The sequence below is a fragment of the Xanthomonas sp. NCPPB 3582 genome (assembly GCF_041475735.2).
GTDB lineage: Bacteria > Pseudomonadota > Gammaproteobacteria > Xanthomonadales > Xanthomonadaceae > Xanthomonas > Xanthomonas codiaei.
Genome location: NZ_CM192968.1, coordinates 1,715,330 through 1,729,914, shown reverse-complemented (window position 1 = coordinate 1,729,914; position 14,585 = coordinate 1,715,330). Strand labels below are relative to the sequence as shown.

At 66.8% G+C, this 14,585-nt stretch carries 14 protein-coding genes and 1 other RNA gene; 7 read left to right on the top strand and 8 right to left on the bottom strand.

Annotated elements, in window-relative coordinates:
* Both ACCQ05_RS07330 and paoA read right to left on the bottom strand, forming a co-directional pair.
* Positions 1-951, bottom strand: a complete 951-nt coding sequence (locus ACCQ05_RS07330; protein WP_228962780.1) for an FAD binding domain-containing protein — start codon at positions 949-951, stop codon at positions 1-3.
* A complete protein-coding gene (gene paoA, locus ACCQ05_RS07325; RefSeq protein ID WP_228962781.1) occupies positions 948-1,598 on the bottom strand; it encodes an aldehyde dehydrogenase iron-sulfur subunit PaoA in 651 nt (216 codons plus the stop codon). The genes ACCQ05_RS07330 and paoA overlap by 4 nt, the downstream gene beginning before the upstream one ends.
* A gap of 408 nt (positions 1,599-2,006) precedes the next feature.
* Between paoA and ACCQ05_RS07320 the strand changes: the two genes are divergently transcribed.
* Positions 2,007-2,070, top strand: a non-coding RNA gene (locus ACCQ05_RS07320) — sX9 sRNA.
* Between the two features lie 4 nt (positions 2,071-2,074).
* On the opposite strand, the gene ACCQ05_RS07315 is transcribed toward ACCQ05_RS07320, so the two are convergent.
* Positions 2,075-3,082 (bottom strand): zinc-dependent alcohol dehydrogenase family protein, encoded by a 1,008-nt coding sequence (locus ACCQ05_RS07315; protein ID WP_372393372.1) that lies wholly within the window; start codon positions 3,080-3,082, stop codon positions 2,075-2,077.
* 358 nt (positions 3,083-3,440) lie between these two features.
* Here ACCQ05_RS07315 and ACCQ05_RS07310 point away from each other — a divergent pair, with 358 nt between their 5' ends.
* Positions 3,441-4,850, top strand: a complete 1,410-nt coding sequence (locus ACCQ05_RS07310; protein WP_372393984.1) for a GGDEF domain-containing protein — start codon at positions 3,441-3,443, stop codon at positions 4,848-4,850.
* 98 nt (positions 4,851-4,948) lie between these two features.
* On the opposite strand, the gene ACCQ05_RS07305 is transcribed toward ACCQ05_RS07310, so the two are convergent.
* The 3 genes from ACCQ05_RS07305 to ACCQ05_RS07295 form a co-directional block, all read right to left on the bottom strand.
* Entirely contained in the window at positions 4,949-6,325 is a 1,377-nt protein-coding gene (locus ACCQ05_RS07305; RefSeq protein WP_372393371.1) for a sensor histidine kinase, read from the bottom strand.
* Positions 6,322-7,005 (bottom strand): response regulator transcription factor, encoded by a 684-nt coding sequence (locus ACCQ05_RS07300; protein WP_372393982.1) that lies wholly within the window; start codon positions 7,003-7,005, stop codon positions 6,322-6,324. The genes ACCQ05_RS07305 and ACCQ05_RS07300 overlap by 4 nt, the downstream gene beginning before the upstream one ends.
* Positions 7,006-7,394: 389 nt before the next feature.
* The gene (locus ACCQ05_RS07295; RefSeq protein ID WP_372393370.1) at positions 7,395-8,201 is read right to left on the bottom strand and encodes a MipA/OmpV family protein; all 807 of its coding nucleotides are present in this window, start codon (positions 8,199-8,201) and stop codon (positions 7,395-7,397) included.
* A 192-nt stretch (positions 8,202-8,393) separates the two neighbouring features.
* Between ACCQ05_RS07295 and ACCQ05_RS07290 the strand changes: the two genes are divergently transcribed.
* A complete protein-coding gene (locus ACCQ05_RS07290; RefSeq protein ID WP_372393369.1) occupies positions 8,394-8,618 on the top strand; it encodes a hypothetical protein in 225 nt (74 codons plus the stop codon).
* 204 nt (positions 8,619-8,822) lie between these two features.
* Here the strand turns inward: ACCQ05_RS07290 and ACCQ05_RS07285 are convergent, their stop codons facing one another.
* Complete coding sequence (locus tag ACCQ05_RS07285; protein ID WP_228962869.1) at positions 8,823-9,041, bottom strand: hypothetical protein; 219 nt, start codon at positions 9,039-9,041, stop codon at positions 8,823-8,825.
* 114 nt (positions 9,042-9,155) lie between these two features.
* Positions 9,156-10,166 (bottom strand): LacI family DNA-binding transcriptional regulator, encoded by a 1,011-nt coding sequence (locus tag ACCQ05_RS07280; protein WP_228962868.1) that lies wholly within the window; start codon positions 10,164-10,166, stop codon positions 9,156-9,158.
* A 94-nt stretch (positions 10,167-10,260) separates the two neighbouring features.
* On the opposite strand from ACCQ05_RS07280, the gene ACCQ05_RS07275 reads away from it, so the two are divergent.
* From ACCQ05_RS07275 to ACCQ05_RS07260, 4 genes are read left to right on the top strand one after another with little or no spacing between them, the layout of a single operon-like run.
* Positions 10,261-11,313, top strand: coding sequence for a sugar phosphate isomerase/epimerase family protein (locus tag ACCQ05_RS07275; RefSeq protein ID WP_372393368.1), 1,053 nt, complete (start codon positions 10,261-10,263; stop codon positions 11,311-11,313).
* Between the two features lie 27 nt (positions 11,314-11,340).
* The gene (locus tag ACCQ05_RS07270; RefSeq protein ID WP_228962866.1) at positions 11,341-12,558 is read left to right on the top strand and encodes a nucleoside permease; all 1,218 of its coding nucleotides are present in this window, start codon (positions 11,341-11,343) and stop codon (positions 12,556-12,558) included.
* Between the two features lie 11 nt (positions 12,559-12,569).
* The gene (locus tag ACCQ05_RS07265) at positions 12,570-13,694 is read left to right on the top strand and encodes a Gfo/Idh/MocA family protein (protein ID WP_372393367.1); all 1,125 of its coding nucleotides are present in this window, start codon (positions 12,570-12,572) and stop codon (positions 13,692-13,694) included.
* A gap of 19 nt (positions 13,695-13,713) precedes the next feature.
* Positions 13,714-14,583, top strand: coding sequence for a sugar phosphate isomerase/epimerase family protein (locus tag ACCQ05_RS07260; RefSeq protein ID WP_372393366.1), 870 nt, complete (start codon positions 13,714-13,716; stop codon positions 14,581-14,583).
* The last annotated feature ends 2 nt before the right edge of the window (positions 14,584-14,585 follow it).

Sequence of the window (14,585 nt, the reverse complement as noted above, 5' to 3'; positions counted from 1 at the left end):
TCAGGTCCTCGCGTCGGCCAGGATCGCAGTCAAGGTGCGTTCGACCAGTGGCAGCTTGAACGCGTTGTGTTCGGTGGGCTGTGCGCCGTCCAGCAGGACCGAAGCGATGGCGCGGGCACCCTGGCGCGACTGCGCTTCGGCAGCCTCGCTGCGCCACGGCTTGTGCGCTACGCCACCGACGCCGACCCGTGCAGTGCCGTCGCGCTGCACGACGGCAGCCACCGATACCAGGGCAAACGCGTAGGACGCGCGATCGCGCACCTTGCGATAGACGTGCGTTCCGCCCAGCGGTTTGGGCAGTGTCACCGAGGTGATCAACTCGCCCCGCTCCAGTACCGTCTCCAGGTGCGGCGTGCTGCCCGGCGCGCGATAGAACTCCGCCAGCGGCACCGCGCGGGTCTGCCCATCCGGACGCACGGTGTCCACCACGGCATCCAGCACGCGCATGGCGATTGCCATGTCGCTGGGATGGGTGGCGATGCACGACTCGCTGGTACCGATCACCGCCAACTGCCGATTGAAGCCGCCGATCGCCGCGCAACCACTGCCGGGCAGGCGCTTGTTGCAGGGCTGGTTGGTGTCGTAGAAATACGGGCAGCGCGTACGCTGCAAAAGGTTGCCTGCGGTTGTTGCACGGTTGCGCAATTGGCCCGACGCACCTGCCAGCAGCGCGCGCGATAACACCGCATAGTCGCGGCGAATGCGCGCATCGGCGGCCAGATTGGTATTGCGCACCAATGCACCGATGCGCAATCCGCCTTCCGCCGTCGCCTCGATGGTGTCCAGGCTTAAGCCATTGACATCGATCAGATGCGATGGGGTCTCGATCTGCAGCTTCATCAGGTCCAGCAGGTTGGTGCCGCCGGCAATGAACTTGGCTCCGGGTTGACGCGCGGCCTTGGCCGCAGCATCGGCGGGCGATGTGGCGCGCTCATAGCTGAAAGCCTTCATGCGCGTTCTCCTGCCACATCGTTGATCGCTTCGACGATATTGGAATACGCACCGCAACGGCAGATATTGCCGCTCATGCGCTCCTGCAGCTCCGAGGTGGTGAGTTTTGTCCGGGCGGTGAGGTCTTCTGTCACGTGACTGGGAATGCCGCGCTTGACCTCATCCAGCACAGCCACTGCCGAGCAGATCTGGCCGGGCGTGCAGTAGCCGCATTGATACCCGTCGTGCTTGACGAAGGCGGCCTGCATCGGATGCAACTTTTCCGGCGTACCCAGACCCTCGATGGTGGTGACCTTGGCGCCCTGGTGCATCACCGCCAGCGACAGACAGGAATTCATGCGCTGCCCGTCGACGATCACCGTGCAGGCACCGCATTGCCCGTGATCGCAGCCCTTCTTGGTGCCGGTGAGTTGCAGATGTTCGCGCAGCGCATCCAGCAAGGTGGTGCGGTTATCCAGGGTCAGCGTCACCGGCTTGCCGTTGACCTCGAACGCAACCTGGCTGGACGTATTGGCCGGCTCCACCGCCTGCCGTTGCGCCACCGCATTGGCAGCGGTGGCAGCCATCGATTGGGTTGCGGCAACGCTGGCTGCGGACGCCGTGCCAGCGATCAATACCTCGCGACGGGTCATCTTGATGTCTCTCATGGCTGGCATCTCCAACAATGCTGGCTTGTACAGTTCTTTATCAATGTGCAGGGCCACCGGTCACAGGCGCGTGAGTGCAGCCATGCGCGATCGAGCCTGGGGTCACCCGATTCTAGGGATCGCCTGCACCAGCATTGAAGTTGAGGTCTGCATGCGGTTATGAAACGTGCTCATCATTGGAGTGTGCGGCTGTGTCGTTGTACCTCCATGTCGATGCGATGCTGCATGCGGTACGTGCGCAGTCACCTGCGAACCGGGACCTGGAACACATCAGTGTGGCAGCGCGGTACCAGTGCACATGTGCCGCGCATCGTGTGCCGGCGCGACGCCAGCGCGTGCCTCGGAGCAGCTGACAGAACGGCTGCGCAGTCGTCAGGCGGATGCGGCCGCTACCCGGAATCCTCATGTATCCACTCGTAGACTCCGATTCCTCCGCGCCCACCTGACGGCCGCTTGCCACGTTCTGTCAGCCGCTCCTAGAACTCCAGCACGATCTTGCCCAAGTGGCCGCCGGCCTTCTGCAGAGCGAATGCATCGGCGATGGCCTCCAGCGGGTACGCGCGGTCGATCACCGGGCGCAGCGGCAGGCCGTTCAATGCGCGTACCAAGTCCTGCTGGTGCCGCCGGCTGCCGACGACCAGCCCCTGCAGACGCTGCTGGCGGCCCATCATTTCGGCGGTCGGCACCGGGCCGGCAGCGCCGGTCAGTACGCCGATCAGGGCGATATGCCCGCCCACGCGCGCGGCGCGGATCGATTGGGCGAGCGTTCCCGGCCCGCCGACTTCCACCACATGGTCCACGCCTCGGCCGTCGGTGATCTCCAGCACCTGCGCGGACCACTCGGCATGCTGCCGATAGTTGATGACATGGTCGGCGCCGAGCGCACGCGCCTTTTCCAGCTTCTCATCGGACGAGGAGGTGGCGATCACGCTGGCGCCCATGGCCTTGGCGAACTGCAACGCAAAGATCGACACGCCGCCGGTGCCCAGCACCAGCACCGTGTCGCCCGCCTTCAGCCCGCCATTGACGACCAGCGCACGCCAGGCGGTGACGCCGGCGGTGGTCAGGGTGGCGGCCTGCGCATGACTGTAACCGGCTGGCGCATGCGTGAACGCAGTCGCGGCCGTTACGACTGCAGATCGCGCATATCCATCGACCCCATCGCCTGGCGTGGTCGCAAAGCCGGCCTGCAGTGGCTCGCCGTCCAGCCACTGCGGATAGAAAGTGGACACCACATGATCGCCCACCGCGAACTCGTCCACCTCCGGCCCCACCGCTTCCACCACACCGGCACCGTCGGACATGGGAATGCGCCCGTCGGCTGTCGGCATCTGCCCGAGCACGATGCCCAGGTCGTGGAAATTGAGCGAACTGGCCTGCAGGCGCACGCGGATCTGGCCACGGCCAGGCTGACCTGGATCTGGCAAGTCGACCGAATGCAAGGCATTCAGGCCAGCGGGATGCGATAGACGGATGGCGCGCATTGCGGGCTCCTGATGTGTGACCTGATGCCTGGATAACATGCATGCCGTGACGCGGATGCAGTCGAGCTGGCTTGCATCGACGCGGCGAGTGTGTGCTGCGCCGCGGGGCGTGGCGGGGTTCGCAGGTTTCTTCTGAGCGGTGCCCAACCGAACTGTTGCATCGTGGTGAGTCGCAAATCACAGATCCGCATGCTGCGCCGGCGCCTGCACGCAATTGCCGCAAGACGCGCGGGTAGGCTGGCACACCGGTTGCATCACCCTGCTGGACAGACAGGGAGCCACAGTGAGTTCGAGCACAAAGCGGCGGCGGCAATGTGCACAGCGCATCGCGTTGTGTTTCGTGCTGGTCGTGTCGTGGATGCTGTTGCTCGGGTCCGAATACTGGTCCATCCGCGAAGAGCGTGCGAGCGCATTGCGCAGCGCGGAAAGACAGTCGTCGAATCTGGCCAATTCGCTGGCGCAGCATGCCAGCGACACCTTGTCGATCGCCGATGCCGTGCTGTCGGGGCTGGTGGCGCGTGTCGAGCACGACCAGGGCTCCGCCCGCGCAGGCGCGGCGATGCATGAATTCCTGATGCGCGAGGCACGTCGCTCGGACCGACTGCATGGCATCTTCATCTATGCCGCCGACGGCAGCTGGGTGAGCTCGTCGCTGGACAGCACGCCACGAACGCATAACAACGCCGACCGCGCCTATTTCAGATGTCACCGCGACCACCGCGATGCGCTGTCGCTGGTCGGCCCACCGGTGCGCAGCCGCTCCGACGGCAGCTGGGTAATGACGCTCAGCCGCCGGCTCAACACAGCCGATGGCGAATTCGCCGGCGTGGTGCTGGTCACGCTGCAGCTGAAGTATTTCCAGCACTACTACAGCACCTTCGACGTGGGGCCGCATGGCACCATCGGCATGATCAATGACGAGGGCATCGTGCTGGTACGCCGGCCCAATCGCCAGGGCGTGGTGGGTTCTTCGATCGCCGGCACCTCCCTCTACGTGGCCATGCGCGCACGCAAGCACGGCACCGTCACCTATCGCTCGCCGATCGATCGCGTGGAGCGCATCTCCAGCTTCGCGCCGGCGCGTCCGTATCCGCTGACCGTGTTGACCGGCGTTTCGGTGGACGATGCACTGGCAAGCTGGCGGCAAGCAGCCCGCCAGCGCATCGTGATCGCCGCGCTCGGCTGCATGCTGCTGCTCGGCGTCGGCATCTGGCTGGACCTGCAGCTGCGTCGCATGCATCGCAACGAGGACCGGCTCAGCTCCGAGGCCTGGGTGGACGCGCTCACCGGCATCGCCAACCGTCGCGCATTCGACCACCGGCTCTCGCAGGCCCTGCAGGACGCCGTGCGCCAACAGGCGCCGCTAGCGGTCCTGATGATCGATGTCGATCATTTCAAGCTCTACAACGACACCTACGGGCATGTGAACGGCGATGCCTGCCTGCGCCTGATTGCCGGTGCCATCGCCGCCTGCTCGCGCCGCAGCGAAGATGTCGCCGCGCGCTACGGTGGCGAAGAATTCGCCATGATCCTGCCGCATACCGACGCCGCCGGTGCGCTGCGCTTGGCCAACGCGGTCCGCAGCGCCGTGGCCGAGCTCGGCTTGATGCATCTGACCAGCCCGACCAGCGCGCACGTCACCGTCAGCGTGGGTGCTGCCACCTTCGAACCGGGTGAAGCTCCCCGCACCCCGGACGCCATCGTGCACGACGCCGACTCGGCGCTGTATCGCGCCAAGCAGGGCGGGCGCGATCGGACCTCTGCGTGAGTCGCCAGCAGGCCCGGTGCCCGCTGGCGCGCGCGCCGGCACTCCTGCCGATCGGTGCGTAGGCATCGAGTGCGATGGAGGTGCGTGTCGCACACCATCTACGGCTGAAAATCGATGATGGCCAGCGTGCCTTGGGTAGTGGAGGACTCCAGATGCAGCCGCCACCCGAAGCGTTCGCAGATCCGACGGGTGAGGAACAGGCCCAGCCCCGCACCACCGCCCTGCTTGACCGACTGCTTCAACGAAGCCGTATAGCGTTGCGCCGCCAGCGCGGTATCGAAGCCATCGCCGGAATCGCGAATGCTCAGGCGATGGCCGTGCAGACTCACCTCGATCTGGCCCACATAGGTGTGATCTGCCGCGTTGCGCAGCAGGTTGCCGACCGCGATGCGCACCATCGATTCGGGCGCGTGCAACGTGAGCGGCTGCAGCGCGCTGATGCAGTACTCCACCGGTTTGGCAGACACCAGATACAGATGGTCCTGCACCAGCTCCGGCAGCAGCCCGTGCAGGATGGTTACCTGCCGACGCTCGGCAGGCGTCGGTTCGCGCGACAGGTAGAGCAGCGCTTCCATGATGCGGGTGAGGTTGTCCACCGCCTCGTCGATGCGGTGCAGCGGCCCTTGCGCGCGCTCCGGCAGTTGCTGCTTGTGCAGCACATCGGCCGCACCGGAAATCACCGCCAGCGGCGTGCGGAACTCGTGGCTGGCCTGATCCAGCAGGCTGCGCTCGCGTTCGATCGCGCGCTCCACACGCTCCAGATGCGCATTGGCCTCGCGCGCGATGGTGTTGAGCTCGCTCTTGCGGTAATCGGTGGGCAGCCGCTGCGCCGGTTGCAGCGGATCCAGCAGGCGCATGCGTCTGGCCAGATCCTGCACCGGGCGCGCAAAACCCAGAAACAGCCACCAGATCACCAAGCCGATCATCGCCAGGTTGCAGATGAAGAACAGCACGCTGAGCTGCACGCCGCCATTCTGTTTGTCCTCCAGCGCGGTCAGTTCGATGCTCATGACCAGCCGCCCCTGCGGCACGGCGGTCACCAATGCCGAGTAAGTGCGGTCGTGACGGACACTGTCCGCGTCGGAGGCGAAGGGCCCCCAGTGCGGCCGCACGATGGACAGCAGTTTCGCCAGCAGGGACGGGTCGCCCTGTGTGTCCAGCTGCCCTTCGCCGTAATAACCAGGCGCCAGATCGGCGAAGAACGCGGGCATGTCCGCGGGCAGCGGCGCGCCCGGCTGCAGCAGCCAGCCCTTGACCGGGCCGCTGCGCGGGACCGCCTGCGGCAGGTCTTCCGGTGGCAGGCGAGTGAGGTTCTGCGTGCTTACCGTCAGCAATTGCCGCCAGATCGGGTCTTCGATCAACTCCTGACTCAAAAAGCCCTGGACCGACATTCCCAATGCCAGCACGACGCACGACAGCAGCAAGCTGGCGCTGATCAGCCATTGCAGACTGCGCAGGCGGGTGCCGCGGCTCATTCGGCGGCCCCGCCCAGGCGATAGCCGGTGCCGGTCACGGTGTGCAGCAATTTCTGCTCGCCCTCGTGATCCAGCGCGCGCCGCAGCACGTGCATATGCGAGCGCAGCAGATCGCCCTCGGGTAAGGCATCGCCCCAGATCAGCCGCTCCAGCCGGTCGCGCCTTACCACCCGTGGCGATTCGCGCATCAACAGTTCAAGCACTCCGCGCAAGGTGCCCGACAGCACCACGCTGCGTGTTCCGCGCGCTATCGCCAGGCGGTCCAGGTCGTAACGCAGGTCGTGCACCTGCAACACATTGCCGGCCGCTGCGCTGGCGCGGGCACGGCTCACCATCACGCGCAGTCGGATTTCCAGTTCCGGCAGCGCAACTGGCTTGACCAGATAGTCGTCGGCCCCGTTCTCGAAACCCAGCAGCTTGCCTTCCAGTTGATCCTTGGCGGTGAGCATGATGATGGGCGTGCGGCAGGCATGTTCTTCGCGCAACTTGCGCAACACGCTCATGCCATCCATGCGCGGCAGCATCCAGTCCAGGATGATCGCGTCGTAGCGATTGCCGATCGCCAGATTCAGTCCGGATTGCCCATCCGGCGCCGCATCGGGAAGGTGCCCGCAGGCTTCCAGATAATCGAAGATATTGGCCGCCAGCGCCCGGTTGTCTTCGATGATGAGGACTTGCAGAACCTGCGTGGTCGCGACCGGGTGCGTTATCGACATGGCAACTCTCGGGAAGGGGAACATCATACGCAGCACGCGGTCCAGCACATCGGCCAGCGCATGCAGGCCCGACCGCCGCGATCTTGTCAGCAAGCGCCTGCACTCGGCCATGCAGCAGCCAGTGCAGTGCGGCCACCACGGGCAACCACTGCGGGCCTCGTCTGCAACAGGCCCGGATCGATCGTCCATTGGAGCGGCATGGACAGCCGGCGGCATCGCGCGCCTGCCAGCGAAATCGGCAGATGTGTTCCATCGCCGCAATCCATCGGGCCGGGACGCAGACCAGAGCGGCCCCGATCATGGCGACGCGTCCCGGGTGACACGGCACTGCATGCGCCGGATGCGCCCGGCCATCAGAAGCCCCACGAAACGCCGACCAGGACCGAGCCGACACCGTCGCGATCCGGTTCCAGCAAGGGACTGTCGCTCAGTGCACCGGGCAGCACGCTGTACTGCAGGCGCGTCAGCAACTGCCAGCGCTGGCCGATCGGGCGCAGATAGGTCAGGCCCACCGACGTCACCGTGGCCGAACCGGGTGCGTAGTCCACCACCCCGCGTGCGACTTCGGCATCGCGCGTGCCGTAGTAGTAGTTGGCCAGATCCTTGGACAGATGACTGACACTGATGCTCGGCGTCAGCTGGCCGCGCCCGATATCGATGGCGTAGCCGTAGCGTGCGGTCAGCTCGTACCCATCGCTGGTGCCGGTGACATCGCCCTTTGCGGTGAGCTCCAGCTCGCCAGCGCCAACCCGCCAGACGCCGGCCAGCCCGACGTCCACGCCGTGATCGCGGTCTTCTAGCAACGCCCGGTCGATCCCGTTGCGAGCAAGCTCTGCTGCGCCAAGATCCTTCGCATCCACGCCATCCAGGCGTAGCGCCACGATGGCATCCAGGCCGAAGCTGTCGCCGTTCACTAGATGGGCACCGCCGCTGATGCCGCGGAAGAAGAAACGCTGGCCTTCGAACAGCACCAGCGGGATCGGATTGATGCGCGTGCCTTCGCCCGCGAACGGGCTGTCCAGGGCCACTGCGCCGAACCCGATACCCCAGCGATAGGGCCCCTGCTCGGACAACGCTGGGTCGGTTTGCGGAGTGGTCTGGGCGATGGCGGTGGCGGGCAGTGCGAACAGCGCAGCGAGCGCAAGGTGGAAACGGATCATGGGCATGCCTTCGAGAGGAGGAGAGCCCCGCCGGCGCAGCGAACGATACGATCGGCGCCTGCAGCAGCGGTGCGGCGGCAGCGTGCCGCAGCGATGTCGGCCAAATGTCGGCGTTGCACCGGCAGCGCCAGCGTAGGCCTGCGACATGACGCCGACATCGATGTGGCACGGTTGCCGCCACGGAGACCCTGCATGCCCATCCCTCTGCCCTCGCACCCAGCACCGGCGCCCGGCCTGGACGCCGCCATCCTTCGACTAGCCGGCCTGCTCGTGCCATCGCACGAAGCGGCCCACTGGTTCCACCACGACCCCATCCAAGAACTGGGCGGTTGGACCGCCGCACAACTGAGCCGGATGCAGCGGCAGACGCAGGTGATTGCCTTTCTGCAGGCGGTGCTGCGCGGCGAGCGCGATTGAGGCTCCCATCGGGAGCCATCACCGGCTCACCGGAGCGCGCCAGCCTGCCCGCTGGATGATCGAATGCAGCGGTGCGTGAGGGCCTACGCGTGTACCGCGCAGGCGCTTCGGTGAGCTGCGGAGACGAGTCCAGCGCGATACACACGCCGCGCCCGCATCACACGAAGTTCTCGTGTCGGCCTGGAGCCGCCACGATGACTGCGCTTACCGCCTGGCGCCGTGGCCGGCGCTCGCGATCGGCATGCAGACCCAGGTTCCGAGCGCGCTGTTCTTGCCCACCCGAGGCCTGCTCGCCACGGTTTGGTCGCCGCTCCCAGCCGACAGCCAGCGCGCCCGCCGGTCGCCGGCCTCGACCGGACGTCCGTGACCGAGCACGAGCGAGTAATAATCCGGCATATCGATCCTTGTTTGTTTCTCGGTCACGGCGATCGGTATCGCGGACCGACCGCCATCCTGGGTTGCGGCCTGCGCCTCGTGCGGGTGAGGTCCCTCATCCTGGTCAGCCAGAGTCCGGAGGCCATTCGCCCCGCCCCTGCATCACCTGCCCTGCGGCGCAGCAGTGGAACCCCGCAACATCAAGCTGAAATCCAGCGTCTGCTGAAGCGGCACATCCACTCGTTCGATGATGGCAAGCAGCAGATTGACCGCACGGACACCGATCTCTCGCATGGGTTGCCTGACGGTCGTCAATGGAGGGGTGAGGTAGCTGGACGACGCCAGATCGTCGAAGCCGACGATGGACAGCGCATCCGGCACGCGGATGCCCAGGTCCCGGCAGGCCGCCAGGGCGCCCAGCGCCATCTGATCGCTGAAGCAGAAGATCGCCGTCGGCGCAGGCGCACGGGCCAACAGCGCCATCGCGGCCGCATGGCCGGATTCCACGGAGAAATCGCCCGGCACGAGGGTCAGCTTGCGCACACGGCCGCGCGCCTTGCCGGCAGCCCGCACCCCTTCCAGTCGTTGCCGGTGCAGCGGATTGTCGGCTGGGCCGCCCACCACGGCGATCCGCTCGTGCCCCAATCCGTACAGGTGTTCCATCACCGCGCGCGCGGCGGCCGCGTTGTCGATATGGACGCTGGGAATGCCCAGCGCCGGGTCGAATTCGCAGCCGTTGACCACCGGCGCGGCGGCGCCCAGCTGCTTGACGATGTGACGCGCCGTGGGCGGGAGGCGATGCCCCAGCACGATCAGGCCATCGGCCTCGTTGCGCCGGAGCATCTGCGCGTAACGCTCCTCGCGATCGGCCTGGTGCTGGGTATCGCCGAGCAGCACCGCGTAGCCGGCAGCCTGCGCGGCGTCCTCCGCGCCCTGCAGGATCTGGGCGAAGAAGGGATTGGCGATATCCGGAACGGTGACCAGCAGCTTGCCGCTGCGGTGGGTCTTGAGCGTCCTGGCCACCGTATTGGGGACATAGCCCAGCGCCGCGGCAGCCTGCTCGATGCGCGCACGCGTGGCCGGCAGGACTTTGTCCGGCCGGGAAAGCGCCCGCGACACGGTGCCGGCGGTGACGCCAACGTGTTTTGCGATGTCGTAGATGGTGGTTGCCATGGCTTGGTTCTTGTTTCCGCTGTGCAGTGCACAACAGGTCTTGCGGGAAGTCCATGCTAGGATAATTCAATCGATTGAATCAGGGCGAATCACGTTGAAGACGCTCAAAGGTCCAGCGCTGTTCCTCGCGCAGTTCATTGGCGACACACCTCCCTTCGATCGCTTGGACACACTGGCCGGTTGGGCCGCGGGCCTGGGTTACCGCGGTGTGCAAGTTCCCACCAGCGCGCCCCACCTGTTCGACCTGGCCCAGGCCGCACAGAGCCAGGCCTACTGCGACGACATCGCCGGCATGCTGGCCGCACATGGCCTGCAGATCACCGAGCTGTCCACCCATCTGCAGGGGCAGCTGGTGGCCGTCCACCCCGCCTACGACCACCTGTTCGATGGATTCGCACCGGCGGACAAGCGCGGTGATCCGTCCGCCCGCCAGGCCTGGGCGGTGGAGCAGTTGCTGCTGGCCGCCAAGGCCAGCCAGCGCCTGGGCCTGACCGCGCATGCCACGTTCTCCGGCGCGCTGGCCTGGCCGTATTTCTACCCCTGGCCGCAACGCCCGCCCGGGCTGGTGGATGCCGCGTTCGCCGAACTCGGCCGCCGCTGGCGCCCGATCCTGGATGCCTTCGACGCCTGCGGCGTGGACCTGTGCTTCGAGATCCACCCGGGCGAGGACCTGCACGACGGCGCGACCTTCGAGCGCTTCCTCGATGTCGTGGACCACCACCCGCGCGCGAAGATCCTGTACGACCCCAGCCACCTGCTGCTGCAGCAGATGGACTATCTGGGCTTCATCGACCGGTACCACGCGCGCATCGGCATCTTCCACGTCAAGGACGCGGAATATCTCCCCAGTGCGCGCAGCGGCGTCTATGGCGGCTATCAGGACTGGATCGATCGTCCGGGGCGGTTCCGTTCGCTGGGCGACGGCCAGATCGACTTCAAGGCGATCTTCTCCAAGTTCGCGCAGTACGATTTTCCGGGCTGGGCGGTGCTGGAGTGGGAGTGCTGCCTGAAGCATCCGGAAGACGGCGCACGCGAAGGTGCCGCGTTCATCCGCGACCACATCATCCGTGTGACCGAACGCGCCTTCGACGACTTCGCCGACAGTGGCGCCGACCCGGCATCGCTGCGCCGCGTGCTGGGGATCTGAGCCACTACCGCCCCGGGAGGGCAAGCCATGACGCACACCATGTCGCGCCTGGGCGCGATGATGTTTCTGCAGTTCTTCATCTGGGGGGCGTGGTTCGTGACCCTGGGCACCTACCTGGTGCAGGGGCCCCTGCAGGCCAGCGCGAGCCAGGTGGCGACCGCCTTCCTCAGCCAGTCCATCGGCGCCATCCTGGCGCCATTCCTGGTGGGCCTGGTGGCGGATCGCTACTTCGCGGCGCAGCGCATCCTTGCGGTGCTGCACATCGCCGGCGCGGTGCTCCTGTGGCTGGCGTCCACGGCGACGAGCTTCGGCATGTTCTCCGCCTGCGTCATGGTGTACATGCTGCTGTTCATGCCGACGCTGGCGCTGGCCAACAGCGTGGCGATGCGGCACATGCCATCGCCTGAAAAGCAGTTCCCGCCTGTGCGGGTGGCCGGCAGCGTCGGCTGGATCGTGGCAGGCGTGCTGATCGGCTGGCTGGGCTGGGAACAGGCGCACCGGCTCGAACTGACGTTTCGGATGGCGGCGATGGCATCGCTGGCGCTGGGCCTGTATGCCTTCACCCTGCCGCACACACCGCCGCTGGCGCGGCAGCGCGATGCCGGGCTGGGGCAGGTGCTGGGACTGGACTCGCTGCGGCTGCTGAAGTCGCGCTCCTATCTGGTGTTCTTCCTTGCATCCATCGCCATCTGCATCCCGCTGGCGTTCTACTACAACTTCACCAACCCGTATCTCAACGCTCTGGGCGTGCGCGGCGCAGCCGGCCTGCAATCGCTGGGCCAGGTGTCCGAAGTGCTGCTGATGCTGGCCATGCCGTTGCTGTTCGTGCGGCTGGGGGTCAAGACGATGCTGGCGCTGGGGATGGCGGCATGGGTGCTGCGCTACGTGATGTTCGCCTTTGGCGATGCGGGCGGCGGTTTCTCCCTGCTGGTGATCGGCATCGTGCTGCATGGCATCTGCTACGACTTCTTCTTCGTCACCGGCCAGATCTACACCGATGCGCATGCCGGCCCCGCCGCGCGCAGCAGCGCGCAGGGGTTCATCACCCTGGCCACCTACGGCGTGGGCATGCTGATCGGCACGTTCCTGTCCGGCGCGGTCGTCGAGCACTACACCACCGCGGCCGGTCCGGACTGGCAGCAGATCTGGCTGTTCCCGGCAGGCGTGGCGCTGGTGGTGCTGGTCGCCTTCCTGTTGCTGTTCCGCGAGCGGCCGGCCGTCGCCGCCGCTTCTTCCACGCATTGAGGCCCGGTTCGATGAGCAAGCTTGGAATCGCCATTGTCGGCACGGGCATGATCGGCGCCGTGCATCGTCGCGCGGCGCTGCTGGCCGGTGCGCAGATCCGCGGCGTCGCCGCCTCGTCCCCGCAACGCGCCCACGAGGTGGCGCAGGCCTGGGATGCGCCGCGCGCCTATCGCGACATCGAAGAGGTGGTCGCCGATCCGCAGGTACAGGTCGTGCACGTGTGCACGCCCAACCATCTGCACCGCGCCATGGCGCAGGCGGCGCTGGACGCCGGCAAGCACGTGATCTGCGAAAAACCCCTGGCCACGACCTTGCAAGACGCCCAGGCACTGGCGGCACTGGCCGCCTCCACCGGGCTGGTGGCCACGGTCCCCTTCGTCTACCGCTACCACCCGGTGGTGCGCGAGGCGCGCGCACGTATCGCGCAGGGCGAACTGGGGCCGCTGCGCCTGATCCACGGCAGCTATCTGCAGGACTGGCTGCTGGACCCCGCCAGCAACAACTGGCGCGTGGACCCGGCCCTGGGCGGCGCATCGCGCGTGTTCGCCGACATTGGCTCGCACTGGTGCGACCTGGTGGAATGGGTCGGCGGCGAACGTTTCGTCGAGGTCAGTGCAGCGTTCGCGACCGTGATCGCCGAACGCGGCGCCGTCACCGGGCAGAGCTTCAGCACGCCGGCGGCGGGCGGCGCAACCCAGGCGGTGTCGAGCGAGGACGTGGCCGCGGCGATGTTCAGGACCGGCGCCGGCACGCTGGCCTCGTTGACGGTGAGCCAGGTCTCGGCCGGGCGCCGCAATCGCCTCTGGTTCGAGATCGACGGCGCCAGGGCCAGCGTGGCGTTCGACCAGGAGGACGCCGAACGGCTGTGGATCGGCCGGCCCGACCAGCGCGAGGAAATCTTCGTGCGCGGCCCCGGTGCCGGCAGCGACGAACAACGCCGGCTGTCGACGTTGCCGGCCGGACATGCGCAGGGCTATGGCGATTGCTTCGAGGCATTCGTCGCCGACACCTATCGCGCCATCGACCGCGCGCGGCCGGAAGGTCTGCCCACCTTCGAAGACGGGCTGCGCTCGGCGCTGATCGTCGATCGCGTCATCACCTCGGCCAGAACGCGCGGCTGGACACCCATCGATTGAATCCCCGGAGGACTTCCTGATGCATGCACCCACTCGCAGGACCACCACCACCCTCGCCCTCTTGCTGCTCGTTGCCCTGCCCGCCTTCGCTCGCGACGCCGCCGCTCCGCACAAACCCATCGCGGTGCAGATGTACACGCTGCGCAACGCCGGCTCGCTCGATCAACAGCTGAAGATCGTCCACGATGCCGGCGTGGGCGCGGTGGAAACGGTCGGCACCCAGAACGTCAGCGCGGCCGAACTCAAGCAGCTGCTGGACAGGTATGCGATCAAGGCGATCTCCTCGCACGTGCAACTGGCCGAGCTGCGCAAGGACCTGGACGGCGTGGTGGCGTTCAACCGCTCGATCGGCAACACGACCCTGGTGGTGCCGTACCTGGACCAGAAGGATCGGCCAACCGATGCCGCGGGCTGGACCGCCCTGGGCCAGGAACTGGGCCGCATCGCGAAGCGCACGCGGGCCAAGGGCATGCAGCTGGCCTACCACAACCACGACTTCGAACTGGTCGACTTCGACGGCAAGACCGGGCTGGAGCTGCTGTTCGCAGCGGCCGGCCCCGATCTCAAGACCGAGTTGGACCTGGCCTGGGTTGCGCGCGCAGGCTACGACCCGGCGACGATGCTGGGCAAGTTCAAGGGCCGCATGTTCGCGGTGCATGCCAAGGACAATGCCCCGAAAGGCCAGGCCAAGGACGAGGGTGGCTTCGCCGCCCTGGGCCAGGGCGTGCTGGACTGGAACGCGATCCTGCCGGCCGCGGCGGGTGTCGGCGTGCGCTGGTACATCATCGAGCACGACCAGCCACGCGATCCGGCCAAGGTGGTCCGCATCGGTGCCGACTACCTGCGCGAACACCTGCCCGTCAGCCCGTCCGCCAGCGCGCAGCGCTAACG